Annotated in this window: 24 protein-coding genes; 16 read left to right on the top strand and 8 right to left on the bottom strand. The window is 64.7% G+C overall.

Going from position 1 to position 24,338, the window contains the following annotated elements; all coding sequences use genetic code 11:
- The first annotated feature begins 2 nt into the window (after positions 1 to 2).
- The 3 genes from ACTIFK_RS10580 (at position 3) to ACTIFK_RS10570 (ending at position 3,150) form a co-directional block, all read left to right on the top strand.
- Positions 3 to 1,280 carry a cytochrome b gene (locus tag ACTIFK_RS10580; RefSeq protein ID WP_439543030.1) on the top strand — a complete coding sequence of 426 codons (1,278 nt, stop codon included), beginning with the start codon at positions 3 to 5 and terminating at the stop codon, positions 1,278 to 1,280.
- 13 nt (positions 1,281 to 1,293) lie between these two features.
- Positions 1,294 to 2,148 carry a cytochrome c1 gene (locus ACTIFK_RS10575; RefSeq protein WP_439543029.1) on the top strand — a complete coding sequence of 285 codons (855 nt, stop codon included), beginning with the start codon at positions 1,294 to 1,296 and terminating at the stop codon, positions 2,146 to 2,148.
- 117 nt (positions 2,149 to 2,265) lie between these two features.
- Positions 2,266 to 3,150 (top strand): S-methyl-5'-thioadenosine phosphorylase, encoded by an 885-nt coding sequence (locus tag ACTIFK_RS10570; protein ID WP_439543028.1) that lies wholly within the window; start codon positions 2,266 to 2,268, stop codon positions 3,148 to 3,150.
- Between the two features lie 2 nt (positions 3,151 to 3,152).
- On the opposite strand, the gene ACTIFK_RS10565 is transcribed toward ACTIFK_RS10570, so the two are convergent.
- Both ACTIFK_RS10565 and bfr read right to left on the bottom strand, forming a co-directional pair.
- Positions 3,153 to 3,557: a response regulator gene (locus ACTIFK_RS10565; protein WP_439543027.1), complete on the bottom strand. Its 405-nt coding sequence runs from the start codon at positions 3,555 to 3,557 to the stop codon at positions 3,153 to 3,155.
- Between the two features lie 251 nt (positions 3,558 to 3,808).
- Positions 3,809 to 4,300: a bacterioferritin gene (gene bfr, locus ACTIFK_RS10560; protein WP_439543026.1), complete on the bottom strand. Its 492-nt coding sequence runs from the start codon at positions 4,298 to 4,300 to the stop codon at positions 3,809 to 3,811.
- Between the two features lie 289 nt (positions 4,301 to 4,589).
- Between bfr and ACTIFK_RS10555 the strand changes: the two genes are divergently transcribed.
- From ACTIFK_RS10555 to ACTIFK_RS10510, 10 genes are all read left to right on the top strand, one after another.
- On the top strand, positions 4,590 to 5,462 hold the full coding sequence (locus ACTIFK_RS10555) for an alpha/beta hydrolase (RefSeq protein WP_439543025.1): 873 nt from the start codon (positions 4,590 to 4,592) through the stop codon (positions 5,460 to 5,462).
- Between the two features lie 349 nt (positions 5,463 to 5,811).
- Positions 5,812 to 6,447: a hypothetical protein gene (locus ACTIFK_RS10550; RefSeq protein ID WP_439543024.1), complete on the top strand. Its 636-nt coding sequence runs from the start codon at positions 5,812 to 5,814 to the stop codon at positions 6,445 to 6,447.
- 229 nt (positions 6,448 to 6,676) lie between these two features.
- Positions 6,677 to 7,237, top strand: a complete 561-nt coding sequence (locus ACTIFK_RS10545) for a hypothetical protein (protein WP_439543023.1) — start codon at positions 6,677 to 6,679, stop codon at positions 7,235 to 7,237.
- Between the two features lie 170 nt (positions 7,238 to 7,407).
- A complete protein-coding gene (locus ACTIFK_RS10540) occupies positions 7,408 to 8,598 on the top strand; it encodes an FtsX-like permease family protein (protein ID WP_439543022.1) in 1,191 nt (396 codons plus the stop codon).
- A 256-nt stretch (positions 8,599 to 8,854) separates the two neighbouring features.
- Complete coding sequence (locus ACTIFK_RS10535) at positions 8,855 to 9,631, top strand: ABC transporter ATP-binding protein (RefSeq protein ID WP_439543021.1); 777 nt, start codon at positions 8,855 to 8,857, stop codon at positions 9,629 to 9,631.
- Between the two features lie 15 nt (positions 9,632 to 9,646).
- A complete protein-coding gene (locus tag ACTIFK_RS10530; protein WP_439543020.1) occupies positions 9,647 to 10,666 on the top strand; it encodes an HlyD family secretion protein in 1,020 nt (339 codons plus the stop codon).
- A 215-nt stretch (positions 10,667 to 10,881) separates the two neighbouring features.
- Positions 10,882 to 11,187, top strand: coding sequence for a hypothetical protein (locus ACTIFK_RS10525; RefSeq protein ID WP_439543019.1), 306 nt, complete (start codon positions 10,882 to 10,884; stop codon positions 11,185 to 11,187).
- Between the two features lie 26 nt (positions 11,188 to 11,213).
- The gene (locus tag ACTIFK_RS10520; RefSeq protein ID WP_439543018.1) at positions 11,214 to 11,654 is read left to right on the top strand and encodes a hypothetical protein; all 441 of its coding nucleotides are present in this window, start codon (positions 11,214 to 11,216) and stop codon (positions 11,652 to 11,654) included.
- 50 nt (positions 11,655 to 11,704) lie between these two features.
- Positions 11,705 to 11,848, top strand: a complete 144-nt coding sequence (locus ACTIFK_RS10515) for a hypothetical protein (protein ID WP_439543017.1) — start codon at positions 11,705 to 11,707, stop codon at positions 11,846 to 11,848.
- Positions 11,849 to 11,903: 55 nt separating this feature from the next.
- The gene (locus ACTIFK_RS10510) at positions 11,904 to 13,751 is read left to right on the top strand and encodes a cyclic nucleotide-binding and patatin-like phospholipase domain-containing protein (RefSeq protein WP_439543016.1); all 1,848 of its coding nucleotides are present in this window, start codon (positions 11,904 to 11,906) and stop codon (positions 13,749 to 13,751) included.
- Here the strand turns inward: ACTIFK_RS10510 and ACTIFK_RS10505 are convergent.
- From ACTIFK_RS10505 to ACTIFK_RS10495, 3 genes are all read right to left on the bottom strand, one after another.
- Complete coding sequence (locus tag ACTIFK_RS10505) at positions 13,748 to 15,241, bottom strand: undecaprenyl-phosphate glucose phosphotransferase (RefSeq protein ID WP_439543015.1); 1,494 nt, start codon at positions 15,239 to 15,241, stop codon at positions 13,748 to 13,750. The two genes, ACTIFK_RS10510 and ACTIFK_RS10505, sit on opposite strands and share 4 nt — an antisense overlap.
- Positions 15,242 to 15,388: 147 nt before the next feature.
- Positions 15,389 to 16,570: a glycosyltransferase gene (locus tag ACTIFK_RS10500; RefSeq protein ID WP_439543014.1), complete on the bottom strand. Its 1,182-nt coding sequence runs from the start codon at positions 16,568 to 16,570 to the stop codon at positions 15,389 to 15,391.
- Positions 16,548 to 17,249, bottom strand: a complete 702-nt coding sequence (locus ACTIFK_RS10495) for a polysaccharide biosynthesis/export family protein (protein WP_439543013.1) — start codon at positions 17,247 to 17,249, stop codon at positions 16,548 to 16,550. Before ACTIFK_RS10495 ends, ACTIFK_RS10500 begins: the two co-directional genes overlap by 23 nt.
- Before the next feature lie 153 nt (positions 17,250 to 17,402).
- Here ACTIFK_RS10495 and ACTIFK_RS10490 point away from each other — a divergent pair, with 153 nt between their 5' ends.
- Positions 17,403 to 19,649 (top strand): GumC family protein, encoded by a 2,247-nt coding sequence (locus ACTIFK_RS10490; RefSeq protein ID WP_439543012.1) that lies wholly within the window; start codon positions 17,403 to 17,405, stop codon positions 19,647 to 19,649.
- Positions 19,650 to 19,696: 47 nt separating this feature from the next.
- A complete protein-coding gene (locus tag ACTIFK_RS10485; protein WP_439543011.1) occupies positions 19,697 to 20,824 on the top strand; it encodes a polysaccharide deacetylase family protein in 1,128 nt (375 codons plus the stop codon).
- On the opposite strand, the gene ACTIFK_RS10480 is transcribed toward ACTIFK_RS10485, so the two are convergent.
- On the bottom strand, positions 20,796 to 21,002 hold the full coding sequence (locus tag ACTIFK_RS10480; RefSeq protein ID WP_439543010.1) for a DUF2842 domain-containing protein: 207 nt from the start codon (positions 21,000 to 21,002) through the stop codon (positions 20,796 to 20,798). The two genes, ACTIFK_RS10485 and ACTIFK_RS10480, sit on opposite strands and share 29 nt — an antisense overlap.
- Positions 21,003 to 21,176: 174 nt before the next feature.
- On the opposite strand from ACTIFK_RS10480, the gene ACTIFK_RS10475 reads away from it, so the two are divergent.
- Positions 21,177 to 22,241 carry a COX15/CtaA family protein gene (locus ACTIFK_RS10475; RefSeq protein WP_439543009.1) on the top strand — a complete coding sequence of 355 codons (1,065 nt, stop codon included), beginning with the start codon at positions 21,177 to 21,179 and terminating at the stop codon, positions 22,239 to 22,241.
- A gap of 271 nt (positions 22,242 to 22,512) precedes the next feature.
- Here the strand turns inward: ACTIFK_RS10475 and argC are convergent, their stop codons facing one another.
- Complete coding sequence (argC, locus tag ACTIFK_RS10470; protein WP_439543008.1) at positions 22,513 to 23,442, bottom strand: N-acetyl-gamma-glutamyl-phosphate reductase; 930 nt, start codon at positions 23,440 to 23,442, stop codon at positions 22,513 to 22,515.
- 18 nt (positions 23,443 to 23,460) lie between these two features.
- Entirely contained in the window at positions 23,461 to 24,237 is a 777-nt protein-coding gene (locus ACTIFK_RS10465; RefSeq protein ID WP_439543007.1) for a YjbE family putative metal transport protein, read from the bottom strand.
- Between the last annotated feature and the right edge of the window lie 101 nt (positions 24,238 to 24,338).

Here is a 24,338-nt window from a genome sequence, read left to right as displayed (position 1 = left end):
CGATGGAGCACAACTCGACCTATGCGCCGAAGTCGTCGTTCGCCAAGTGGTGGGACGAGCGTCTTCCGGTCGCGCGTCTCATGCACGGCCAGTTCGTCGACTTCCCGACGCCGCGCAACCTTAATTATCTCTGGACGTTCGGCGGCATCCTGACCTTCTGCCTCGTCGCCCAGATCGTGACCGGCGTCGTGCTCGCCATGCACTATCAGCCGAGCGCGGCCGAAGCCTTTAACTCGGTCGAAGCCATCCGCCGCGACGTGAACTACGGCTGGCTGCTGCGCAACCTGCACGCCGTCGGCGCCTCGATGTTCTTCATCGCGGTCTACATCCATATCTTCCGCGGCCTCTACTATGGCTCCTACAAGGCGCCGCGCGAGGTGCTGTGGATTCTCGGCGTCCTGATCTTCCTGGTCATGATGGCCACGGCGTTCATGGGCTACGCGCTCCCCTGGGGCCAGATGAGCTTCTGGGGCGTCACCGTCATCACGAACCTCTTCTCGTCGCTGAACGAGATCATTCCGGGCGTCGGCACCGCCATCGTCGAATGGCTGTGGGGCGGGTACTCAGTCTCGGGCGCCACTCTCAACCGCTTCTTCGCCCTTCACTATCTGCTGCCCTTCGTGCTGTTCGGCATCGTCGTGCTGCACATCTGGGCGCTCCACGTGGCTGGCCAGAACAACCCGACCGGCCTCGACATCAAGACCAAGGCCGACGCCGTACCGATGTTTCCGTATGCGGTCGCCAAGGACATGGTCGGCATGTTCGCCTTCCTCATCCTGTTCGCCTGGTTCGTCTTCTTCCTGCCGGACTACCTCGGCCACGCCGACAACTACATCGAGGCGAACCCCCTCGTGACGCCGCCGCACATCGTGCCTGAATGGTACTTCCTGCCGTTCTACGCCATCCTGCGCGCCATCCCCTCGAAGCTCGGCGGCGTGATCGCCATGTTCTCGGCCATCGCCGTGCTGATCTTCGTGCCCTGGCTCGACACCAGCCGCGTCCGCTCGGCCAAGTATCGCCCGCTCTACAAGTGGGCCTTCTGGCTCCTGGTCATCGCCAGCGTCGGCCTGGGCTACCTCGGGGCCAAGCCCGCGGAAGGCGCCTACGTGATCTGGTCGCGCATCTTCACGGTCTACTATTTCGCGCACTTCCTGCTCGTCATGCCGATCCTCGGCATTATCGAGACGCCGACAGCGCTGCCCAAATCCATATCAGCCTCGGTATTGCCGAGCGGCTCCGGCGCGCCGGCTGGCGCGACGGCAGCTCCAGAGACGCGTTGAGCGGGGGACTTCGATGATGCGAGCTCTGAAAAAGTCCCTGGCCACGCTGGTTCTTGTCGCCAGCGCCGCCACCACGGCCAACGCCAGCGAAGGCGTTCACATCGAGCGCCAGACGTGGAGCTTCGGCGGCTTCACCGGCCAGTACGATCGCGACCAGCTGCAGCGCGGGTTCCAGATCTACAAGGACGTCTGCTCGGCCTGTCACGGCCTGAAGCGCGTTCGCTTCCGCAACCTCGCCGAGCCCGGTGGTCCGGCGTTCCCGGAGGCGGGCGTGAAGACGCTCGCCCACGAATGGCCGAACAAGGTCGTCGATGGCCCCAATGACGCCGGACAGATGTTCGAGCGCGAGCCGAAGCCGTTCGATCCCATTCTCGGCCCCTTCAAGAACGAAAAGGAAGCGCGCGCGGCGCAGAACGGCGCCCTGCCGCCGGATCTCTCGCTCGTCGCCAAGGCGCGCAACGTCGAATACACAGGCACCTGGTGGGCGCATCCGTTCTCCATGCTGCGCGATATCGCGACCAGCTATCAGGAGGGCGGCGCCGACTACATCTACGCACTCCTGACTGGCTACGGCGAGCAGCCGGCCGGCATGACCATGGCCGAAGGCATGCATTACAATGCGGCCTTCCCCGGCCATCAGATCGCAATGGGCCCGCCGCTCGCGTCGGACAACTTCGTCAAGTACCAGGGCGACTGGGGCTCTTTCGATCAGAACGCACGCGATATCGCCGCGTTCCTCTCCTGGACGGCCGATCCGACGTTGAACACGCGCAAGAGCACCGGCTGGCTTGTCATGCTCTATCTCTTGGTCACGACCGGCCTGCTCTACGTCGGCAAGCGCCGGATTTGGGCAAGCATTCCGCACTGAGCCCAACGCGTCGCCGGATTTCTCTTTTCAAGGGCGGGGCTTCTCTTTTCAAGGCATGGGCAGTAGGCAAGAGGTGGAAACACCCTGGTCTCACTGCCCATTTCTTTTGGAGCCCTCATGACCCAATCCATCCTCGGCATCATCGGCGGCAGCGGCTTCTACAACCTGCCGGGGCTTGAGAACACCCGTTGGGAAAAGGTGATGACGCCGTGGGGTGCTCCCTCGGACGACATCCTGTTCGCCGAAATCGACGGCCTGCCGATCCGCTTTCTGCCGCGCCACGGCCGCGGGCATCCCGTGCCGCCGTCCGCCATCAACTACCGCGCCAATATCGACGCGCTGAAGCGGTCGGGCGTGACGGATCTGGTTTCGATCTCGGCCTGCGGATCGCTGCGCGAGGATCTGGCGCCGGGCCATTTTGTGCTCGTCGACCAATTCGTGGATCGCACGTTCGCGCGCGAAAAGAGTTTCTTCGGCCCCGGCCTCGTGGCGCATGTTTCCGTCGCCGATCCGGTGAGCCCGCTGCTGGTCGACGCGGTCGAGAAGGCCGCCCAGGCGGAAGGGCTGGTCTATACCCGCGGCGGCACGTACCTGGTGATGGAAGGCCCGCAGTTTTCGACGCGTGCCGAGAGCAATTTGTACCGGAGCTGGGGCATGGACGTCATCGGCATGACCAACATGCCGGAGGCCAAACTCGCGCGCGAAGCCGAGATCTGCTACGCGACCGTCGCCATGGTGACCGACTACGACTGCTGGCATGACGAGCACGCGGCGGTGGACGTCGCTTCGATCATCGCCATCATGAAGGACAACACCGAAAAGGCGCAGCGCCTCGTCGCGCACCTGGCGCGCAACTTCCCGCGCCAGCATCCCGCGTGCCCGATCGGATCGGACCGGGCGCTGGACGTGGCGTTGATCACCGCGCCGGAAGCGCGCGATGCCTCGCTCGTGAGGAAACTGGATGCTGTCGCCGGCAGAGTGCTCTCCCAGGCCGGCGAGTGAACTTAGGTTGCCGCGCGCGGGTGCTGGCCCAGCAGCGCCGCGACGCGCGCGATCAGCGAGCCGACGTCATAGGGCTTTGAGAAAAAGGCGTCGGCGACGGACGCGGCCCGTGTCTGGGGCACCTGGCCCGACACAACGATCACGGGGGTGTTCGGGTAGTGGGACCGGACGTGCATGGCCAGCGCCAGCCCGTCGTGATGCCCGGGCATCTCGATATCCGTCACGATCAAATCGACGGTTGCGCCCGTCTCCAGGACGGTTTCGGCTTCGTCGGCGGTCGCGGCTTCGCGAACCTTGAAGCCGGCTTGGCTGATTTCGTGGGCTAGCATCAGCCGCAGAACCGCGTTGTCGTCGACGATCAGGATGGTCGGACTGCGTGTGTCATGGTTGTCGTCGCTAACTTGCATTGCTGTCATCATTTTCACCTGATGATCCAACGCGGGCTCTGAAGGCGAGTTCCTTTAATTCCGCGCAATGTACGTCCGCCTCCGGCGCAGGGGTGCGCCGGAACCATCGTTGAGAAACAAAGTGAATCGCCAATTAATAAAAACGGCCCCGGAGCGGCTATGTGCGGCCGAAGTGGCGCGACATAGTCTCCGGGACCGTCACTGTTGAGCGGAAGGTCGTTAGGCCGCCCGAGAAGTTCGGCGGAGCGGGCTCAGTGCCCCTCGACCTCGTTGGCCGCCTCGGCCTGGAGCTGCCCGTAGTTGGCGACGCCGATCTTGTCCATCAGGTCGAGCTGCGTCTCGATGAAATCGATATGGCCCTCTTCGTCCTCGATGAGCTTCTCGAACAGCTCCATCGACACGTAATCCTTCGCCGCGTGACAGATGTCGCGGCCGCGGATGTAGGTCTCATGCGCGATCTTTTCGCCCTTGAGGTCGCATTCGAGAACTTCCTTGAGGTTCTCGCCGATCATGAGAGGAGCAACGTGCTGCAGGTTGGGCAGGCCTTCGAGGAAGATGATGCGATGGACCAGCTTGTCGGCATGCTGCATCTCTTCGATCGACTCGGCGCGTTCCTTCTTGGCGAGCTTCGTGTACCCCCAGTTTTCGAGCATCCGGTAGTGAACCCAGTACTGGTTGACCGCGCCGAGTTCGAGCTTCAGGGCTTCGTTGAGAATTTCGATAACTTCACGTTTGCCCTTCATAGGCTCCCTCCACGGACCAAATTGCCCAGTAATTGAACGGTGACGGAATGTCAGCCGGCCTCTTATAGTGATTAGAATAATTCTAAGAAGGTTTAATCCGGCCGTTCGATATGGTCAACGGCTTTTGCATTACCCCTTGCCGACGATAGCTTTTTCCCTTGGCCCTGCAAACTTTCGCCGCCGCCCGTCTGCGCCCGATTGACCATGTGACTGTGCCGACCGGAACAGCGGCACCGGAATTGCTTACCTAGGGTGCCGGCAATCGAAGCCGGTACTACTGAGGCAAGTCATGCAGTTGAGCGATGTGAGTTTGAAGTCCAAGAGCGGTCAAGTCGGCGTGCTCCTCATCCACGGTCTTTGTGGATCGCCCCGTGAGATCCGCTTTGTCGCCAACGGCCTCACGCGCAACGGCTACACCGTCCTCTGCCCGGAACTCGCCGGCCACGGCGGCACGGAAGCGGACCTCATGGCCACCAGCTGGCACGACTGGTACGAAAGCGCCAGGCAGGGCCTCGATAAGCTGGCTGAAACCTGCGAAACGGTCGTTGTCGGCGGGCTGTCCACCGGCGCGGTCCTGAGCCTGATGCTGGCCGCCCGCCACCCCGAGAAGGTGAGCGCCGTTGCGCTCTACTCTCCGACTCTATGGCTCAGCGGTCGCCAGATTCCGTGGTATTTGCGGATCCTGCGCCTGATCGACAGCAAGCGCTTCGCGAACCTCTTCCGCTTCCCCGTTCCGATCCATGTCGGCATCAAGGACAAGCGCATCCGCGACTTCATTGCCAACGCCATGAGCGCGAGCGGCGGCCGGATCGGCCAGTCCTCGACCCCGGGCGGCCCGGTTCTGGAACGCCGTCGCCTGTCGAAGGCCGTCATGAAGGATGTCGGCTCAATTACCCAGCCGGTTCTGATCCTGCACGCCCGTGAGGACGACTACGCCGGCCTCGACAACGCGGCTTATCTGCAACGCGAACTGGCAGGCCCGGTCGACCTCGTGGTGCTGGAGGACAGCTACCACATGGTGACCGTCGATCGGCAGCGCCACATCGTGCTGGACCGGACTGCGGATTTCATCTCCCGCACGGTTGCTGCAATTGCGAAGTCGCTTGGCGCCCAGCCGGACCTCGCCGCCCTTCGCATGGCCGCCACGGCAACCGTTGCCTAGGCGCTGAGGCTCCCGGCTGCGACCCCCGTCCAATTCCGGCCATCGCCCGCGATCTTGGGGCGCGGGCCGTTATCCAATCGTCCCGGCAAATTCCTTCGGTAAGCCATGGGCGGGGAAAATGTTTCGTGATAGGATGATTTCCAGATCAGGCGGCTGGGCATTTATCCTGGCCGCTGGCGCGCTCCATACCGAGCCGCGCCGCTAAACGCAGAAATCGGCCTTTTTCAAAACAAATCTGCGGTTTGTTACACCAGGAACAGCTCTCGCTCCGATCGTCCGTCATTGTGACCCCATGAGAGCACGGCGTCACGCCCGCCACACCGCTCCCGCCAATTCGATGGAGATGAAAATGGCCAAGAAATTCCGCTTCAGCCTGGTAGCAGCGACGGTCGCTGCAAGCATGGCAATCGTTCCCGCAGCAGAGGCTGGCGGACGCGGCTTGGCCCTAGGGGTAGGTGTCGGCATCGGCCTCCTCGCCGCTGGGGCTATGGCTAAACAAGCCCAACAGCAGCAGGCTGCCAAGGCCCGCGCCCAGGCTCAGGCCCAGGCTCGTGCCCGCGCTCAGGCTCAGGCACGTGCCCGCGCTCAGGCTCAGGGCCAAGCTCGCGCCAGGGCCCAGGCCCAGGCTAAGGCTGAGGCCCGCGCGGCTCAGGCTCAGGCCAACGCGAAGGCAGCGGCCTCGACAACCGAAACGAAGGCCGATGAGACGGCGGCTGTGACCGAGACCAAGAAGGAGGAGACGAAGTCGACCTACGTCGCCGCTCCTTCGAGCTCGGCCGCCCTTACCCAGGTTGATGTCGATCAGGCGAACAACGCCAACGGCGCAGCGTCCGACGAAACCGACGCCAATGGAAAGACGATCGCCGCGGCCGATCAGACGGAAGGTTACGCCGAAACCACGACGACGGATGTCAAGGTTGAGACCTGCAAGAAGTTCGTCCCGGCGATCGGTGTTGCGGTCGAGGTTGCCTGCGACACCAAGTAAGCACGCAATCAATAAGCGAAATAACCAGGCCGGCTCCGACACCAGGGGCCGGCCTTTTGCTTTGCGTTGACGCGAAATAAGCGGTCCCGCGCGCAGATGCTGCCGGCGCCAGAGCGCAAATAATCGATCGTGTCACGACTGGAACAGCGCCCGCGCGAGATCCCGCGCATGGTTCCAGTCAGAAGCGCTCCGTGCGACGGAGCGAAGACGAATTTTGAGGAGTCCCGTCATGAACACGAAGCTCGTAGCGATTGGCGCCGCCATCCTGGCAGCGGCATCTCTCGCCTCGGCGGCAGAAGCCGGCGGCGGAGGCGTGCGTCTCGGTTTTGGCGGTCCCCTCGGCACGTTCGTCGCAACGCCGGCCCATGGCGGCGGGGGCGGCGGCGGATACCACAACAAGCCTACGAAGCGGCCGCCGGTCGTGCAGGCTGCACGCAAGCAAGAATTGCACGCTGCGCGCAAACCGGAGAAGCCCGCGCGCATCGCCAAGGTGCAGCAGCCGGGCAAGGCCGAGGCGACGAAGACCGAGGCGGTCACAGCCGCTCCGTCCAAGACGGAAGAAATAGCGCCCGCCGCGACCGGCAGCTCCGCTTTGATCCAGGGTTCGATCCCCGCCGACAACTCCGCCGAGCAGCCGGAAGCCATCAGCCCCGTAGAGCCGGCCGCCCCCCGGGCAGAAGCGCCCGCCGATACGGTCACGGCCAACACCGACAAGGCGCCCGACGAGAACGATTGCAAGAAGTTCATCCCGGCGATCGGCACGACCGTAAGCGTCGGCTGCGGCAATTAACCCCCGGCCGGCGGCCAGCCGGACGCGCAACGGATCGTGTCAGAGCCGCAAAAAAAGCGGTCCTGACACGTCATGCTGCGTGCAATAAATCCCGTTAAGGTTCTGCGCCGAGTCTGGACGCAGCAAAAAGTTCAGCGCACAACTCATGCGCGACCGTATTGGAGAGCGACATGTTCAGCAAAAAGGCGGCCCTGCCGTCTGCCGGTCCCGGCAAAGTCATCAAGATGGCGCCTAAGATTGCCTATCGCAATCTCTTCCACGATCGCATGAGCCTGATCGTTACGCTGGTCGGCATTGTCTTTTCTGTCGTGCTGGTTGCGATCGAGGTGGGCCTGTACAAGGGTTCCGAAAGCAAGATTGCCACCGTTCTCGACAAGTCCAAGGCCGATTTGTGGATCATGCCGTACGGCACCAAGAGCTTTGACGATCCCTCGCTTTTGATCGGCCACGAGAAGTACGCAGCGTTGTCGACGCCGGGCGTCCTCAAGGCCGAGGATATGATGGTCAGCTTCTCGTCGTGGCGCAAACCGGGAGGCGGAAAGAAGTCGTTCGTTCTCGTCGGCCTCGACTGGGAGAAGGGCGAAACCCATACCTGGGGTCTCGAAGAAGGAACCGAAGAGGATCTGGAAACTCCGATGGCCGTAGCCGCCGATCGGTCTTACCTCGTGGACCTGGGCATCGAGGGCCGAGGGGAATATGCGGAAATCAATGGCCAGCGTGTCAAGGTCACGGCGATAACGAAGGGCATTCGTTCGTTCGCGACGCTGCCCTACATTTTCACCCCGATCACGACGGCGCGCAAATTGAACAACGCGAGCCCAGTGCAGGCGAGCTACGTCCTGGTCACGCTTTTCAAGGACGCCGATGTTGAGAGCGTCAAGAAGACTCTGACCGAGCGCTTCAAAGACGGAGCAGAGGTTCTGACCCACGAGGAGTTCCGAGCACGCAGCATCAAGTACTGGATGTTCAGCACGGGTGCCGGTCTGGCCCTCATCACCGGCATGGTGCTCGGCGCCATCGTCGGCGTCGTCATCGTCGCTCAGACACTGTACGCCAGCACCAAAGACCACTTGAACGAATTCGCGACCCTGCGCGCTCTCGGCGCGTCCGCCAGCTACATCCACCAGGTCATTCTGGTGCAAGCGCTTCTCAGTGCCGTGCTGGGCTACGCGGCGGGTATGCTGCTCGCCATGCTGGCGATTGCACGGCTGAAGGTCCGCGTGCCGACACTGACCATCCTCATGACGCCCGAGATCGCCGGTTACTTGTTCGCGCTTACGGTCGGAATGTGCATTTTCGCGGCCATCACCGCGATCCGAAAAGTCACGAGGATCGACCCGGCGGGCGTCTTCAACAGGTGACGCCGATTAAAGGCCGGCTGCATGTCGTGGCCGGCCCGCGGCGGACCTCGCGTCCGCCGCACGCAAGGGGTTGCTCTTGCGTCGGAGAGTTCGGCTGAGTAGCGTTGGACGGGGTCGATCCGTTGTAAGAGCGATTGAGTTTTCGATTGGTGCGAAAAGCGCTTGTCCTGTGTCTGAAGTAACAGCCAGAGCGTCGAGTTAGTGCCAAATACGCAGGGTTGATTTCTGCGCTTCGGTTTCGGGAGACTTCGTGACTATGTCCAAGGGTTCAAGAGGGCCAAGCGGCCCGCAGCCGCTTCTGGAAGCCCGCAACATCGTCAAGACGATCGGCACCGGCGCAGGTGAGCTGCACATCCTGAAGGGTGTCAGCATGGATCTCCGTCCGGGCGAACTCACCCTTCTGATGGGACCGTCCGGCAGCGGCAAGACCACTCTGCTGTCGATCCTCGGCTGCATCTTGACGGCGACCAGCGGCGAGCTGCATCTGGCCGGCCACCAAGCCGTCGGCCTCCCCTCTGAGGACCTCGCCGAGATCCGCCGTCTCCACGTCGGCTTCGTGTTTCAGAGCTACAATCTTTTCCCGACGCTCACCGCCATCGAGAACGTGCTCGTTGCGCTGGACGTTCGCGATGCCCGCTCCTTGGATCCGATGGAAACGGCAGCTGAAGCGCTTAAGGCCGTGGGCCTGAGCCACCGCATGCACACCTACCCGTCGAAACTTTCGGGTGGCGAGAAGCAGCGCGTCGCCATCGCTCGCTCGCTCGCCGGCCGCCCCTCGGTCGTGCTGGCAGACGAGCCGACGGCGGCCCTCGACAGCGAAAACGGCAAGGCCGTGATGGAGCTTTTGAAGGAAGTATCGCAAGACCCGACGCGCGCCGTGATGGCCGTGACCCACGACCACCGCACGCTTCATTACGCCGATCGCATCATCACCATCGAGGACGGCCGCATCGTCGGCGACGACAGATCGCCCGGCAAGACGCATCTCCCTCCCGGGGGCACGCCGCCCAAGAGAAAAAACGCCTTAGCTTAAGAGAGATCTCGCATCATGTTGAAGCCACTCAATCTCATTCTCATGTTGGGTCTTGCCGGTGCCGGCGGATACCTCGCGTACGACAAGTACAAGAGCAGCACCGCCGAGCCGGTCGCGCTGGAAACCAAGGACTACGAAGTGGCCGCCCCCGGCGTCGTCGAGCCGAAGTCCGGCGAGATACGTTTGGGCGCCACCTATCTCGGCCGCGTCGAGGAAGTCCTCGTCGAAGTCGACGACAAGGTCGAGGAAGGCGAGCTACTGCTGCGTCTCGACGATGCGGAAGCCCGCGCCAAGCTCGCCTCGGCCGAGACCGAAGCGGAAGCAAGTCGCGAGGATAGCGAGAAGTCTGTCGTGAGCGGGCGCGAAGATGTGCGCAAGGCCGAGGACGCGATCTACTCGGCCGAGCGCGCCGTTACGGGCGCCCGCATCGAGCTCGACTACGCCATCGCGGCCAAGCGCAGTGGCAACGGCAGCGAAGCCGCCGTCAGCGACGCACGCCGCCGCCTGAAGGATTCGAACGACCGCCTGGAGCGCGAGCGCATCGCCTACGTCAAGGCTCAGTCGAAAGCGAACCTGCCGGCGCCGAATAACGCCGAGTCAAAAGTCAGCGCTGCCCGCGCCCAGGTGAGAATGGCCGAAGCGCTGCTCGACAAGACGCGCATTCGCGCGCCCTCGATCGGCACCATTCTTCAGGTCAACGCCAAGCAGGGCGAGATCGTCGCGCCGTCTCCGGAAACGCCGCTGGTCGTGATGGGCGACATGAGCATTGTTCGCGTCAAGGCCGAAGTCGACGAAGGTGACGTCGGCAAGATCTCGATGAACCAGTCGGCTTACGTGACCAGCGTCAGCCAAACGGCCAAGATCGACGGCAAAGTGACAAACATTGCGCCCACGCTCGGGTCGGCACGCATCGGCCCGCGCGGCCCACGGCGTGTGACGGATGTTGAAGTGATGGAAGTGACAATCGAATTGCAGGGGACGGCCACGGGTTTAAAACCCGGCATGCGGGTAGACGCCTTTTTTCGTAAGAACTAACGCGACCAGCCCCCCGTCCGGGCCGCCGGCCCGCCGAAAGCCCATTGCGCTGGCGGAATTCGACGCCGGCTCTGGGGTTAACGAGGGCGCAGAATAGCGCCCCCGTTGTGCCCGAGAAGCTACAATCTGCGACATAGTGTGGGCCGTCCTCAAAGACGGCCCATTTTTGTTGGCAATGTCCGGCGTGCCGGTCCACAATCTTGAAAAGATTGAGAATGTTCCAGCAGGAACAGCGCACGTCGGCCATCTCCCGCAAGGTCATGCAGTTCGCAGAAGCGGACTTCGACCCGTCGAGATGGAGATGTGTGATGCAAGGTCAGATTACGAAGTTTCACGAGGACATCGGGTTTGGCGTCATCAGCGCCACCGATGGTCGGAAATACCGGTTCGCGAAATCGGATATCCGCAACCCAAATGGGCACCTCTTGGGTATCGACGTGGATTTCCTCGTCGAATCACGTAGTCCGAAGGAGATCATCCTTCTGCACGGCTCGCCCTGGACCGTATTCGGCCGCAGCTAAGCAATTGCCAAGCGGGAATAGAAGACATGACGAACGAAATGATTGAACAGCCGTCCGGAGCCCTGGACACCAGCGACGTCCCGCCGGTCGGCGCGCGCGAGCTGGCGCTGGCTCTCAAGATTTTGTCGGCCGGGAACGGTCTCCTGCTTCCGACGGTGGTTCTCTCCGACAGCGACCTGCGCCGCGTCGAGCAGGACTTCTGGCAGATCTCCCCGCGCGCCCGCGTCCGCAAGGTTGCGGTTCTGCTGCGGTTCCGCAGTTTCCTTGCGGCCTGCAATTCGCGCCACGTCAGCGAAGTCATCGCCCGCCACGGCCAGAGCGCCGTCGTTATGGCCCTCGAAGTCGCCGCCAACATGCGTCTCAACGCCAAGTGGGGCTTCAATCCTCACAAGATGGCGCGCGCCATGAACGAAGCGCTGGCAGCCGCTGCCGACGGCTATCGCGGCGATCAATACGCCGCAGCATAAATTTACCATCCAGGGGTGATCCGTTCGCCGCTCGTTGCCATATCTTGGATATGGCAACCAAGGTCATCCTCGTCTCGTCCTTCCTGACGGTGTTTCTGCCAGCGCTGGGCTTGTTCGCGGCCGGGCTGGCGCGGGCGGCGAATATTAACCGCGCTTCCGCGCAGCAACGATTTGCCAATTTAAGCCGGCCCTGATTGGCCTCGGCCCACGTATAGTGGGCCATGACGGCAACGATCCGGCCGGATGCCAATGGACCCTGCTGACGGGCTTGCGCACGAGATCCCCGATATCGACCTGTTCTCGGGCCTGACCGAGACTGAGCGCACAGCCCTGGCCGCGCGCCTTGCCTTGCGCACCCTGCGCCGCGGCGACGTCCTGATGCGCCAGGGCGACGAGGCCGACGCGCTGTTCGTCGTTCTGTCAGGGCGTCTCGCCGTCACGCTCGACCACCAAACCGACCCGGTGAGCGAGATCGGCTCCGGCCAGCCCGTGGGCGAGATCGCGTTTCTCACCGGGCGGCGCCGTACGGCGACCGTCATCGCCATGCGCGACAGCCTCCTGTTTGCCCTCTCACGCGTGGAATTCGACGCCCTGGTCGCCGCCCATCCCGGCATCTGGCGCACATTGACCTCCATGTTGGCCAAACGCCTCGCCAAGACGACGTCGATTGCGCAGGCGATCCACGCCCCGCCGCGCCCGCGCACGATCTGCATCATTCCTGCCGGCGGCGCGCCGCTCAAAAGCGAATTCGTCGTCGCCCTCGCGCGCGCGCTTCGCCACAGCGCCCGCTGCGTCGTGCTGCACGGCGTCGCCGCGCGCAACATGCTGAACATGGGCGAGGGGCTCGATGGCCCGGAGGCGATCTCCCGCCTCAACGCGCTCGAAGCCGGACACGATCACGTGCTGCTCGTTGCCGACGATGCCCTGACACCCTGGTCGGAAAAGGCAATCCGCCATGCCGATCTCATCATCGCCGCCGGAGACCACACAGCCGACGCCACGCCGAACGCCAGCGAGCGCTTTGCCTCGCGGTTCGTGACGCCTGATGCGACCCGCCTCGTCCTGCTGCATCCGCAGCGAACGAAAGTGCACGGCACGTCCCGGTGGCTCGCCCCGCGTGCGGTGGCCATGCACCATCATGTCGCCCTCGACAGCTCCGCGGACATCGAACGGCTCGTGCGCTTTATCGAGGGACGCGCGGTGGGCTTCGTGGCGGCAGGCGGGGGCGCGCTCGCGGCTGCCCACACCGGCGTCTACAAGGCGCTGACGCAGGCGGGCATCGCCTTCGACATCATGGGCGGCACCTCAGCCGGCGCCGCGCTGGCGGCGGCCTTCATGATGGACACGAGCCCGGATGAGATCGACAAGTCCATGGGCGAAATGTTCGTCACCAACCGGGCGATGCGCCGCTATACGTTGCCGCGCTACGGTCTGCTCGACCACACCGTTTTCGATGCCGAGCTGAAGCGCCTCTATGGCCCGGCGGAAATCGAGGATCTATGGCTGCCGTTTTTCGCCGTCTCGACAAACCTCACGCGCTTCGCCGTGTCGGTCCATCGCACGGGACCGCTCTGGCGGGCCATCCGTGCCTCGTCCTCGATCCCCGTGCTGCTGCCGCCCGTCAACACGCCCGACGGCGAGATGCTGGTCGACGGCTGCCTGCTCGACAACACGCCCATCAGGATCATGCGAGATTTGAAACAGGGCCCGAACGTCGTGGTGAGCTTCAAGCCGCCTGAGATCGGACGCTTCGATGTCGACTACGACGCCCTGCCGTCGCGCGGCGAGTTGATGCGTCTCGTGCTCAACCCGATGCGCCGGGATCGACTGCCGGCCGCCCCCGGCTTGGTGACGGTGCTGATGCGGGCCCTGATGGCCAATCGCCACGACTTCCAGCGCGAGATGACGGCCGACGACATCTTGGTCGTGCCGCCGATCCCCGATGCGATGAGTTTTCTAGACTGGCACCGCCACGGCGAACTGTTCCAGGCCGCGTTCGCCTGGACGCAGGACGAGGTCGCGCGCCTCGCCACGGCCGGGCAACCGCCGTGGCTGGCGTCCGCGCTCAAGGACGCGATCGCCCGTCCTGTGAGCTAATAGGCGTTCTCGGACTTGAGCAGCGCGATCGGCGTCATGGCGAGAATGTAGAGGTCGAAGAACACCGACCAGTTCTCGATGTAGTAGAGATCGTGCTCGACACGCTTTTCGATCTTCTCGCGCGTATCGGTTTCGCCGCGCCAGCCGGAAATTTGGGCCCATCCGGTGATGCCCGGCTTCACTTTGTGCCGCGCGAAATACCGGGCGACGACCTCGTCATAGAGCCGGTCCGCGGCTTTGGCGGAAACGGCATGCGGCCGCGGCCCGACGAGCGAAAGGTCGCCCTTGAGCACGTTGAAAAGCTGCGGCAGCTCGTCGAGGCTGGTCTTGCGGATGAAGCGGCCGACGCGGGTCACACGCGGATCGTGCTTGGTCACGAGACGGTCGGCCGTCGCATCGCACATGTCGACGTGCATCGAACGGAACTTCAAGACCTCGATCATCTCGTTATTGAAGCCGTAGCGCTTCTGCCGGAAAAGCACGGGCCCGCGCGTCTCCAGCCGCACCGCGAGTGCGACCAGCAGCAGCACGGGCGACAGCAGGATCAAGCTAAGGAGGCCGATGCCTCTGTCGAACAGCCACTTGAACACGACGTCCCAGTCGGCGATCGGCCGGTCGTAGAGGTCGATCATGGCGACCGGCCCGACGTGCGAATAGAGGCGCGGCGAAAGCCGGATCTGCGTTGCCTGGGCGGGCAGACGGATGTCGGCCGGCAGCACCGAGAGCCGGTCCGTCACGTCGTTGAGCCGCTGCTCGCCCGCAACGGGAAGCGCCACGATCACGAGGTCGACCCGCATCGCGCGCGCCACGTCGAGCAGATCGTCGAGCGTGCCGAGGCGATTGCGCGAGGAGCCGTCGCGACGGAGGCGTTCGTCCGTGCGGTCGTCGAACACGCCGACGATGCGGATGCCCGCGCCCTGGTCCGCTTCGATGGATCGGATCAATCCGTCGGTCAGCGCCCCCGCGCCGTAGATGACGGCCCGCCGCAAAAGCCTGCCGCTGTTCGTGAGCTGCCGCATGACGAGGCTGACGGCGGCGCGCTCGGCCGTGAGGGCGAGGCCGCCGACGACGAACCACAGGGCGAGCCAGACGCGCGAGAATTCCGTGCCGGCCTTGAGAAAGAAGATCAGCACGCCGGCCGCGGCGAAAGCCGACGCCCAGCCCAGCATCAAGCGAGGCAGGTTGCGGTGGAAGGCCGCCAGCGGACGCGAGCCGTAGAGGCCGAGCAGATCGAGCACGAGAACGGCGCCGATGGACGACGTCAGAATGACCGCAATGTAGAGCGGATCGGTCACGACCTCGCCTTCGCCGAGATAGAGGACGGCCAACGCCAAGCCCGTGACGACGGCCGTTGCGAAGTCGGCAAGCCGCACGAGGCCGGCCAGCACGACGGGTGACAGATGGGCCAGGCGCGTCGCGGACAGCAGCGTGCGATCCAGATAGGCGGCGGCCGGCGTCGGCGCGGAGGAAGGCAGGGCAGGCGAAACCATGGTTGGCTCACAATGTGACGATGGCCGGGAAAATGTCCGGTCTCGAGACATTGGGTGCAGGCTCCATGCCACGGGGGTTCCGGGCCGGAAAAGGGCTCAAACACGGGCATTTGCGCCGGTATGGCGGGGTAGGGGAGTGCCGGCGTCTCAGGCCGGGACGGGAGCGCGGTAAAAGGCGAGCACTGCGTCGGCCATGGCCGAGACGGTAAACTTGCGGGCGACATTGTCGCGTAGTGCCTCGGCCCGCTCGAGCGCGGCCTCGGGGTCCGCCAGCACGTCGGTCATGGCCCGGAGAAGGTCTTCGACGGAGCCCGGCGCGACGAGGCGCGTGCTCGTTCCGGCAACGATTTCCGGAATCCCGCCGACGTCGGTCGCGATCACGGGCTTGCCGGCCGCACCGGCTTCCAGCACCACGTAGGGGAAGCTCTCCGCCCGCGACGGAACGACCAGGCAGTGCCCCAGCGGAAACGCCGCCCGCGCGGGCATGGCGCCCGGAAAGGTTACGTGAGCCCCGAGGCCGAGCGCCCGTGCCTGCTGCTTGAAGTCGTCGGCATCGGGACCCGCGCCGACAATCACGGCGCGCACCGGATGGGTGGCGACCAGGCGCGCGAGGGCTTCGAGCAGGATGTCCACGCCCTTGAGCGTGCGCAACTCGCCGATGAAAAGGAAATTTGCGGCGTCCGGGTTGGGCGGCGTTTGCTCGAAATCGGCTCGCCCGAGACCGTTCGGGATGACGCGCCTCGGCGCGCCGCTTTCCCCGATCAGGCGTCCGTACGCCTTGCGCGCGTAATCGGACTCGAAAATGAGACCGTCCGTCATCCGGCCCATGATGCGCTCGAGCACGAAGAAGACCGTGCCCGCGGCCGTGCCCGGCTTGTAGTGAAGCGTGCCGCCGTGGGGCGTGTAGAACACCTTCGCCCGTTCGCCGGCCATGGAGAGCCTTTTCCCCGCGAAGCGCGCATAGGCGCCGCCCTTGGCGCCATGGCCATGCAAGACGTCGAGGTCGAGCGCGCGTGCGATTTTCGCGATCGAGCGGATGGCGGCGATGTCGCCGAGGCCCGGCTGACGGCTCATCGGAATGAGCGACAGTCCGAGCTTGAGCTTGGGCGCGAGGGTGGCGAGGCGTGCTTGCGTGAGGCTGTCGGCCGCCGTGCGATCCGCGATGATGCCGACGTAATGCCCTCGCTCGGCCTGTTCGAGCGCCAGATCGTAGACATGCCGGAACAGCCCGCCGACGGGCGCGCGCATGATGTGGAGGATGCGAAGGGGCGCCTCGGCCGGACGCGGGTCGGTCACGTCGCTGGCCTCAGAAGAACCGCTCGTTGACATAGACGGTGTCCCCCGGAAGCAGCGGATAATCGCCCGGGGCATCGATCTGGTCGACGAACCCGTTGATCCGCCGCGTGATGCGGAAGCTTCGCGAGCTGGCGCGCTCCGAATAGCCGCCGGCGATGGCGATGGCCGTCTCGACTGTCATGCCGGAGACGAAGGGATACTGTCCGCCCGTCTTGACCTCGCCGTAGATGAAGAACGGCCGGTTCTGCAGCACGTCGACCGTCACTTGCGGATCGCGCACGAACTCGGCTCCGAGCCGTGAGCGGATGGCACTCGCGACATCGCGCGTCGTGCGGCCACGGGCGTCCACGTTGCCGATCAAGGGTACGGTGATGCGCCCGTCGTGATCCACGGTATAGGCGCGCGAAAGATTGGGCTGCCCGTAGACGAAGACGCGCAGCCGGTCGCCCGTGTCGAGAAGGTAGGGACCTTCGGCATCGGACACCATTTGCGAGCCTTGGAAACCGGCGGGCTGCACGGTCGGCGCACCCCAGGTGACGGTCTCGGCAGTCTGCTCGGGGCCGTTTTCGTAGACGTGCACCTGCCCGGCATGCCCGCCGATATTGGCGAGCGCGGCCGCGACGACGGATTCGGGATCGTGCGCACAGCCCGCCAGCAGCAACGCTGCAGCGGGGACAACGAAACGAACCGAAGCTCTGATACCGGTGCGCATGACTATCCGTTTACGGAAACCTACGCTCCGAGTGATAGGCCACGAGAGTTAATAAAATCTGAGGGGGCGATCCTTTTCGGGAAACTTAAGGAAATTCTAACGCGCCACCTCCTATCTCTATCAATCCGAGAGAAGGTTTGCGGATCGAGAGACATGCCCCCGAGACCCATCCAGCGTTCCGACGACATCGACTTGAAATCCGTCTGGCAGGCCGTCACCGGCAGTTTCAGGCGGCTGGTCGTCATTTCCGTTGTCTTGGCCGGCGCGACGTTCGGCGTGCTCAAGATGATGGCGCCGCTCTATGTCTCGGAAACGCAACTCGCGATCGAATCCAAGAGCACGAACAATCCGTTCTCCGACCCCTCGCGCAACGGGTCCTCGGACAGCGTCAGCGTCCGCATGGACAAGGAAGCCGTCAACACCCACGTCCGCGCGCTCATGTCGACGGACCTCGCCGAGACCATCGTGCGCGAGATGAAGCTCGCCGACTTGCCGGAGTTCAACAGCGCGCGCGGCTCACCGGACGCTCTATCCGGCATCCTGCGCCTGGCTGGCATCGGCGCACCGCGTGCGAATGAGACCGACCAGGACCGCGCCCTGAGGTCGTTTCTCGATCGTCTCGAGGTTTACTCGCCGAAGGAAAGCCGCTTCATTGGCATTCGCTTCACCTCGATCGATCCGGACCTCGCGGCCGCAATCGCCAATCGCGTGGCTGAAACCTATCGCAACAAACTTGCCCAACAGAGCCTGACCGAGACCGACGACGTCCAGAAGGCGCTCGCCCCCAAGATCGAGGAACTCGCCCAGGAAGCCGCGCGCGCCGAGTCGGAAGTCGAGAAGTTCCGCGGCGAAGCCAACATCTTCAAGGGTGGGCAGCAGGCGACGGGCCTCAACGAGCAGCAGCTCGCCGAGCTCAACGCCGAGCTGTCGAAGGTCAAGGCCTCCCGCAGCGAAGCCGAAGCGCGCGCCAAGCAGGCCCGCGAGATGCAGGACCTCGGCAGCGCCGAGACCTTGGCCGACGTGCAGAAGTCGCCGCTCATCCAAAACTTGGTGCAGAGCCGCGTGCGCGTGGAGCGGCAGATCTCGGAACTGTCCGCGACGCTGCTCTCCGGCCACCCGCGCATGCGTCAGCTCCACGCCGACCTCACCGGGCTGAAGGGCCAGATCGCAGGCGAGGTCGCCAAGATCGTCGACGGCATCGGCAAGGAAGCGAAGGTCGCGGCGCTCCGCGAAGAGGCCGTCGAGAAAAGCGTGAGCGACATCAAGCGCCAAATCGTCGGCGCCGGTCCGGAGGAAGCGAAGCTCCGCAGCCTCGAGGCCGACGCCAAATCGAAGCGCGGCGAGCTGGACCGCCTGCGCGCCCAGTATGAGGCCAACCGCGTCCGCGCCGACGATACCCGCACGATCCCGGTCGAGGCCCAGATCGTGTCGAGCGCGCGTCCGTCGACCGTGCCCTTCTTCCCGAAGCGCGGCGCAACGGCGCTGCTCGTGGCGATCGCCTCGTTCCTGATCGGCTTGGCCCTGGTCGTGACGAAAGCGCTGCTGAGCGAGAGCCCGGTCGCCCGACAGGGCCGCAAGGGACCTCAGAACAGGCGTGAGTTTGCCCCGGTGCTGCCGGAGCCGCCGCCGTCACCGGCACCGCCCGCGCCGCGCCGTGGCACGCCGCAGACCTATCGCGCCGATCCGCTGCCCGCCCCTTCCATGCCGGCCCCGCCGATGCCTGAGGTTGCTCACGCCGCTGCGCCAGCCGCCTCGCATGCGGCTCCTCCGGTCTCGATCTCGACCGCCGACGCCTTGGCCGGAAGTGTCGAAGGCCTGCGCAAAGGCAATCTGGCCGGCGTCCGCACGCTCTTCGTCGGCGCGTCCGACGTGTTTTCTCTGGCCACGGAAAGCGCGGCCTTCTGCCGGCGCCTGGCCGAAAAGGGCCTGACCGTCATCATGGTCGATTGGAGCCCGGCCGGCTCTGGCGTCGCCGAGCCGCTGGGACAGGCCTCTTGGCCCGGCTTCAGCGAGCTGCTCGACGGCAAGGCCCGCTTCGAGGATGTCGTGCTCTCGCTGCACGACAGCGACGTCCACCTCATTCCCTCGGGGCAGCGGATCGACCTGTCCGCCACCGCGCTCGATAGCGACAGCGTCAACTTCCTGCTCGACGCCCTGGACGACGTCTACGACCACATTGTCGTCGTCAGCCACGTCGAGCCGGCGAAGGATCTGTTCGAGGCCATGCAGGGCCGCTTCGATTGCGGCGTCGTGCTGGTCGAAGACAAGGCGCAGAAGGCGAAGGCCGTCGGCGCGCCGGGTACGTTCCTCGGCTACGAGGTCGACGGCATTGCGCTCTTCGCCTTCGAGAAGCAGCCCGAGGCCAATCGCACGCGTCAGAAGTTCGCCCGGGCAAGTTGAGCCTGGGCAGCCCCGAACGATGCGTGAAATGCACCCGCGAGCGACCCATGACCGGTAAAGCCACGATCCTGATGCAAGCCGCCTTGAAAGCGCTCCATGCGACCGGATTGGCTGCCGCGTTCGCGCCGGTGGCGCGTGGACGTGGCGTCGTATTCACGATGCACAGCGTGTCGCCCGCACCGCCCCGCGCGTTCGAGCCGAACCGCATCCTCAAGATCACGCCCCAGTTTCTCGACACCGCACTCTCGACGGTCAGGCGCTGCGGCTACGACATCGTTTCGCTCGACGAAGCAGCGCGCCGCCTGAAGGATGACGGTGCGGCACGGCCCTTCGCGTGTTTCACCCTCGACGACGGCTATCGCGACAATCGTGAGCATGCCTACCCGGTGTTCAAGCGGCACAACGCTCCGTTCGCCATCTATGTTCCGGCCGATTATGCCGACGGCAAGGGCGACCTCTGGTGGTACGTGCTGGAAGCCGCCATCGCCAAGGCCGATCGGGTCCGCTTCGAGGTCGATGGCCACGAGCAGGTGTTCGAAACCGCCACACCGGCAGCCAAAGATCGCGCGTTTCAGCAGATCTATTGGTCTCTACGAGCGCGCCCAGAAACCGAGATGCGGGCGAAGATCGCCGCCATTGCAGCGGCCGCAGGATACGACACGGCGTCGCTCTGCCGCGACCTGATCATGGACTGGGACGAGATCCGCGCCCTCGCAGCCGATCCGCTCGTCACCATCGGCGCACACACCTGCCGCCACTTCGCGATTGCCAAACTGCCCGAGGACGAAGCGCGCGCCGAGATCGCCGGCAGCGTCGCCCGCATCGAGCGCGAGCTGAGCCGCCCCTGCCGTCACTTCAGCTTCCCCTACGGCGATGCGACGAGCGCTGGGCCGCGCGACTTTGCCATCGCCCGCTCCCTCGGCCTCGAAACGGCCGTGACGACGCACAAGGACGTGGTGAGGACGGGCTCCGACCCGTTCGGCCTGCCGCGCATTTCGCTCAACGGGGATTATCAGGAGGCACGCTACGTCGAGGTGATGATGACGGGCGTCCCGTTCGCCTTGTTCGACGCCGCGAAGGCAGTCGTCCGCCGGGTCAGGCGTCTGTCTGGCGTCGGCCGCCATGAAGCGCCAAGCGGTCTCCCGGTCACGCGTCCGGACGCTGCATCCATTTGATGAGCCACATCGCCGGCAACACCCACAAAAGTCCGGCGACCGGATAGTAGATGAGCTCGACGACCTTGCTGGCGCTGACCTGCAGCACAATCGCGACCATCATGGCCGCCAGCGCATAGACCGACAGGAACACCAGCAGCAGAATGGCGCCGACTAATTTGCGCGTCCGGAGGGTCATGGGCTCGCCTGGCGTTACGGGATCGAGCGCCACCTTAAATCCGAGAAGCACCCCTCCGTCTAGCGCCGCTTCATCGCATTGAACCGGGGGCTCCGACGGCCTATCACCGGGGCGGCGAAAAGAAACACGCGCGCCACCATGGGGAAAGCCGCGCGGTATCCGAGGACAAGGCGCATGACGGCCATCGGCACGGACAGTTCGGGCAGCGCAGGCACGCATGCCGCGGCGTGGGACAAGGCCGTGCAGGGCTGGATCTGGATCATCGCGCTCCTGGTTCTGGCGATGATCACGGTCGGCGGCGCCACGCGCCTGACGGATTCCGGCCTCTCGATCACCGAATGGAAGCCTATTCTCGGCGCCATCCCCCCACTGACGGACGCGCACTGGCAGGAGGCGTTCGCCAAGTACAAGGAAATTCCCGAATACCACCTCGTCAACAAGGGCATGTCGCTCGAGGCCTTCAAGGCCATCTACTGGTGGGAGTGGGGGCATCGCTTCCTCGGCCGCATCATCGGCCTCGCCTTTGCCCTGCCGTTCGCTGCCTTCTGGTTTATGGGCGCGCTGCGGCAGGGATATCCGCTGCGCCTTGCCGGCGTCCTCGCCCTGGGCGGCCTTCAGGGCGCCATCGGCTGGTACATGGTGCAGTCCGGCCTCGTCGATCGCGTCGACGTGAGCCAGTACCGCCTGGCGCTGCATCTGACGGTCGCGTTCCTGATCCTCGCCCTGGTGATCTGGCTCGCACGCGAAATCGGCCAGCATGAACGGGCCGGCACCGCGCGCCTCGCCCGCCTTCCGGCGGCGATCGTGGCGCTCATTCTCACGCAGGTGGTGATTGGTGCCTTCGTTGCGAGCCTGAAAGGCGGGCTCGTCTACAACACGTGGCCGATGATGAACGGGGAGCTGATTCCGGACGATCTCTTCGTCCTCGAGCCCTGGTACCACAATCCCTTCGAGAACCCGGTGATGGCTCAGTTCGTCCATCGCCTGGTCGCCTACACCGTTGTGCTGGCCGTCGCGGTCGAGGCGTGGCGCTCGTTCCGGAAGGCGACGGACGGCGAGCGCCGCGCGTCCGCCGCACTGATGCTCGCGGCCGTCTTGGGACAGGCAGCGCTGGGGATCTGGACGTTGCTGGAAGCCGTGCCGATCGGGCTCGGGATCGCGCATCAGGCGTGCGCCGCGATCCTGCTCGTGATCGCAACCCGCCACCTGCATATCGTCTCGCGTCAGGCGCGAGCGTAGACGGACAGAAGCGTCTTATGCGGCGCGCTTCAATCCAGGACGCTGCGGCAGCGACGAGGGCGTCTTGGACGCGAACGCTGCAATCGCGAAGGCACCCACGACCAGGAAGACTTTAAAAGACAGGATCATCGCCAAACCTCCGCGCGCATTTGGTCGACCCTAAGTCGCCGAGCAATCCCACGCAGTACTGTACGGAACACCGACGGGTCTTTCGCAGGCGACCGGTCTTTCGCGGGCGACGTATCTTTCGCGGGATCGTGCGTTCCGGGGCCTAAAGCCCGAGCATCAGCCGGATGTTCTGCACGGCCGCGCCGGCCGCGCCCTTGCCGAGGTTGTCCAGGCGCGCGACCAGCAACACCTGCCCGTGGTCCTCCTGCGGAAACACGTACAGCTCGAGCTGGTCGGTCCCGTTGAGGCCGAGCGCATCGAGCCGCCCGCCGAGCTTCGCGGTTTCCGCGGCAGGCACCACCCGAACCTGGCTGGAGCCCTGGTAGTGCCGCTCGAGTGCCGCTTGCACATCGCGCGGCTCGGGTTTCCCCGGCAGCAGGTCGAGGTGCAATGGAACGCTGACAAGCATGCCCTGGCGGAAATTGCCGACGGACGGCACGAAGATCGGCCGCCGCGTGAGCCCGCTGTAACGATGCAGTTCCGGCACATGCTTGTGCGCAAGACCGAGGCCGTAGAGTTCGAACGCCGGCGCGGTCTTGGCGACCTCGTAGGACTCGATCATCGGCTTTCCGCCGCCCGAATAGCCGGACACCGCGTTGACCGTGACACCGGTGTCAGCCGGCAGAAGTCCCGCGTCGACGAGCGGGCGAATGAGCGCGATGGCGCCCGTCGGATAGCAGCCCGGGTTCGCGACATGCGTGGCGGCCTTGATGGCCTGCGCCTGAGCGCCGTCGAGTTCGGCAAACCCATACACCCAGCCGTCCGCGACACGGTGCGCGGTCGACGCGTCGACAATCCGCGGCGCCCGGTCGCCGAGCGATGCCGCGAGCGCGACGGCCTCCACGGCGGCCGCATCGGGCAGGCACAGCACCACAACGTCCACGTTCGACATGGCATCGCGGCGCGCGGCGGGATCTTTGCGCAGGGCGGCGTCCACGCTCACGACGTCGATCGCGGGATCGGCGGCGAGCCGGTCCCGGATCTCGAGGCCGGTGGTTCCGGCCTCGCCGTCGATGAAGACGCGTGCTGTCATTGCTGCGCCGGCCTATCCCTAAGGAGCCACGGGAGCCGGTTCAGGCGCGGCCGGAACCGTCAACCCGTCGACCGAGATATGAACGTGCTTCGGCACCCAATCGCACAACATGTTCGAGTGTTCGCAGGCAAGCTGCGTCGTGCCGGAAAAAATCATGTCGAGCGCCACATAGACGATGATGAGCAAGCCGATCCAGGTGATCCAGGGGTATTTGACCAGCAAGGATGCAATGAGCCGCGAGGCCAGCGCCATGAGAATGATGGCCACTGCAAGGCCGATTACGAGTACGAGCGTCGAGCCCTTGGCGGCGCCGGCGACCGCGAGAACGTTATCGAGCGACATCGACACGTCGGCGAGCGTGATGGTCCAGACCGCCGGCCAGAAGCCGAGGTGCGGCAGAGGCACGCCGCCGCCACCATCGACGGCCTCGACGTGCTCATGCTCTCCAACGACGACCTGCCGGTACATCTTCCAGCTAACCCAAAGCAGCAGCAACCCGCCGCCGAGGATCATGATCCCGCCGATCGCGAGAAGCTGGGTCGTCAACGCGGCGAACAAGATGCGCAGAACGACTGCGGCTGCGATGCCCCAGAAGATCACCTGATTGCGGATCGACTTGTCGACCCGGGATGCCGCCAGTCCCACGACGATGGCATTGTCGCCGGCGAGCACGAGGTCGATGATCAGAATGTTGAGGAGAGCAACCGAGTTCTGCTCCCACCAGGTCGTGCTAGCGAGATGGCCGATTTCGGTCAGCAGGGCTTCGATCATCGAGACGAACCTTTCCAGCTCCATTGGCCCGGCGGCTCTATCTGCCCCGGTCGTTTGGCGGCAGAAGAACACCATTCCGCGCAAAAAAACAACGGCCCGCGCGAGGGCGGGCCGTTGCCGATGTC

Source organism: Hyphomicrobium sp. (genome assembly GCF_051860585.1).
In the GTDB taxonomy this organism is placed as follows: Bacteria; Pseudomonadota; Alphaproteobacteria; order Rhizobiales; family Hyphomicrobiaceae; genus Hyphomicrobium_C.
The sequence above is the reverse complement of the archived record's forward strand: the minus strand, read 5'-3'. Positions and strand labels throughout refer to the sequence as shown.

Bases quoted from the DNA above. Each gene is read 5' to 3' on its own strand.
- ACTIFK_RS10580 (WP_439543030.1), top strand. From the start codon at position 3: ATGGAGCACAACTCGACCTATGCGCCGAAGTCGTCGTTCGCCAAGTGG.
- ACTIFK_RS10575 (WP_439543029.1), top strand. From the start codon at position 1,294: ATGATGCGAGCTCTGAAAAAGTCCCTGGCCACGCTGGTTCTTGTCGCC.
- ACTIFK_RS10570 (WP_439543028.1), top strand. From the start codon at position 2,266: ATGACCCAATCCATCCTCGGCATCATCGGCGGCAGCGGCTTCTACAAC.
- ACTIFK_RS10565 (WP_439543027.1), bottom strand. From the start codon at position 3,557: ATGCAAGTTAGCGACGACAACCATGACACACGCAGTCCGACCATCCTG.
- bfr (WP_439543026.1), bottom strand. From the start codon at position 4,300: ATGAAGGGCAAACGTGAAGTTATCGAAATTCTCAACGAAGCCCTGAAG.
- ACTIFK_RS10555 (WP_439543025.1), top strand. From the start codon at position 4,590: ATGCAGTTGAGCGATGTGAGTTTGAAGTCCAAGAGCGGTCAAGTCGGC.
- ACTIFK_RS10550 (WP_439543024.1), top strand. From the start codon at position 5,812: ATGGCCAAGAAATTCCGCTTCAGCCTGGTAGCAGCGACGGTCGCTGCA.
- ACTIFK_RS10545 (WP_439543023.1), top strand. From the start codon at position 6,677: ATGAACACGAAGCTCGTAGCGATTGGCGCCGCCATCCTGGCAGCGGCA.
- ACTIFK_RS10540 (WP_439543022.1), top strand. From the start codon at position 7,408: ATGTTCAGCAAAAAGGCGGCCCTGCCGTCTGCCGGTCCCGGCAAAGTC.
- ACTIFK_RS10535 (WP_439543021.1), top strand. From the start codon at position 8,855: ATGTCCAAGGGTTCAAGAGGGCCAAGCGGCCCGCAGCCGCTTCTGGAA.
- ACTIFK_RS10530 (WP_439543020.1), top strand. From the start codon at position 9,647: ATGTTGAAGCCACTCAATCTCATTCTCATGTTGGGTCTTGCCGGTGCC.
- ACTIFK_RS10525 (WP_439543019.1), top strand. From the start codon at position 10,882: ATGTTCCAGCAGGAACAGCGCACGTCGGCCATCTCCCGCAAGGTCATG.
- ACTIFK_RS10520 (WP_439543018.1), top strand. From the start codon at position 11,214: ATGACGAACGAAATGATTGAACAGCCGTCCGGAGCCCTGGACACCAGC.
- ACTIFK_RS10515 (WP_439543017.1), top strand. From the start codon at position 11,705: ATGGCAACCAAGGTCATCCTCGTCTCGTCCTTCCTGACGGTGTTTCTG.
- ACTIFK_RS10510 (WP_439543016.1), top strand. From the start codon at position 11,904: ATGGACCCTGCTGACGGGCTTGCGCACGAGATCCCCGATATCGACCTG.
- ACTIFK_RS10505 (WP_439543015.1), bottom strand. From the start codon at position 15,241: ATGGTTTCGCCTGCCCTGCCTTCCTCCGCGCCGACGCCGGCCGCCGCC.
- ACTIFK_RS10500 (WP_439543014.1), bottom strand. From the start codon at position 16,570: ATGTCAACGAGCGGTTCTTCTGAGGCCAGCGACGTGACCGACCCGCGT.
- ACTIFK_RS10495 (WP_439543013.1), bottom strand. From the start codon at position 17,249: ATGCGCACCGGTATCAGAGCTTCGGTTCGTTTCGTTGTCCCCGCTGCA.
- ACTIFK_RS10490 (WP_439543012.1), top strand. From the start codon at position 17,403: ATGCCCCCGAGACCCATCCAGCGTTCCGACGACATCGACTTGAAATCC.
- ACTIFK_RS10485 (WP_439543011.1), top strand. From the start codon at position 19,697: ATGACCGGTAAAGCCACGATCCTGATGCAAGCCGCCTTGAAAGCGCTC.
- ACTIFK_RS10480 (WP_439543010.1), bottom strand. From the start codon at position 21,002: ATGACCCTCCGGACGCGCAAATTAGTCGGCGCCATTCTGCTGCTGGTG.
- ACTIFK_RS10475 (WP_439543009.1), top strand. From the start codon at position 21,177: ATGACGGCCATCGGCACGGACAGTTCGGGCAGCGCAGGCACGCATGCC.
- argC (WP_439543008.1), bottom strand. From the start codon at position 23,442: ATGACAGCACGCGTCTTCATCGACGGCGAGGCCGGAACCACCGGCCTC.
- ACTIFK_RS10465 (WP_439543007.1), bottom strand. From the start codon at position 24,237: ATGGAGCTGGAAAGGTTCGTCTCGATGATCGAAGCCCTGCTGACCGAA.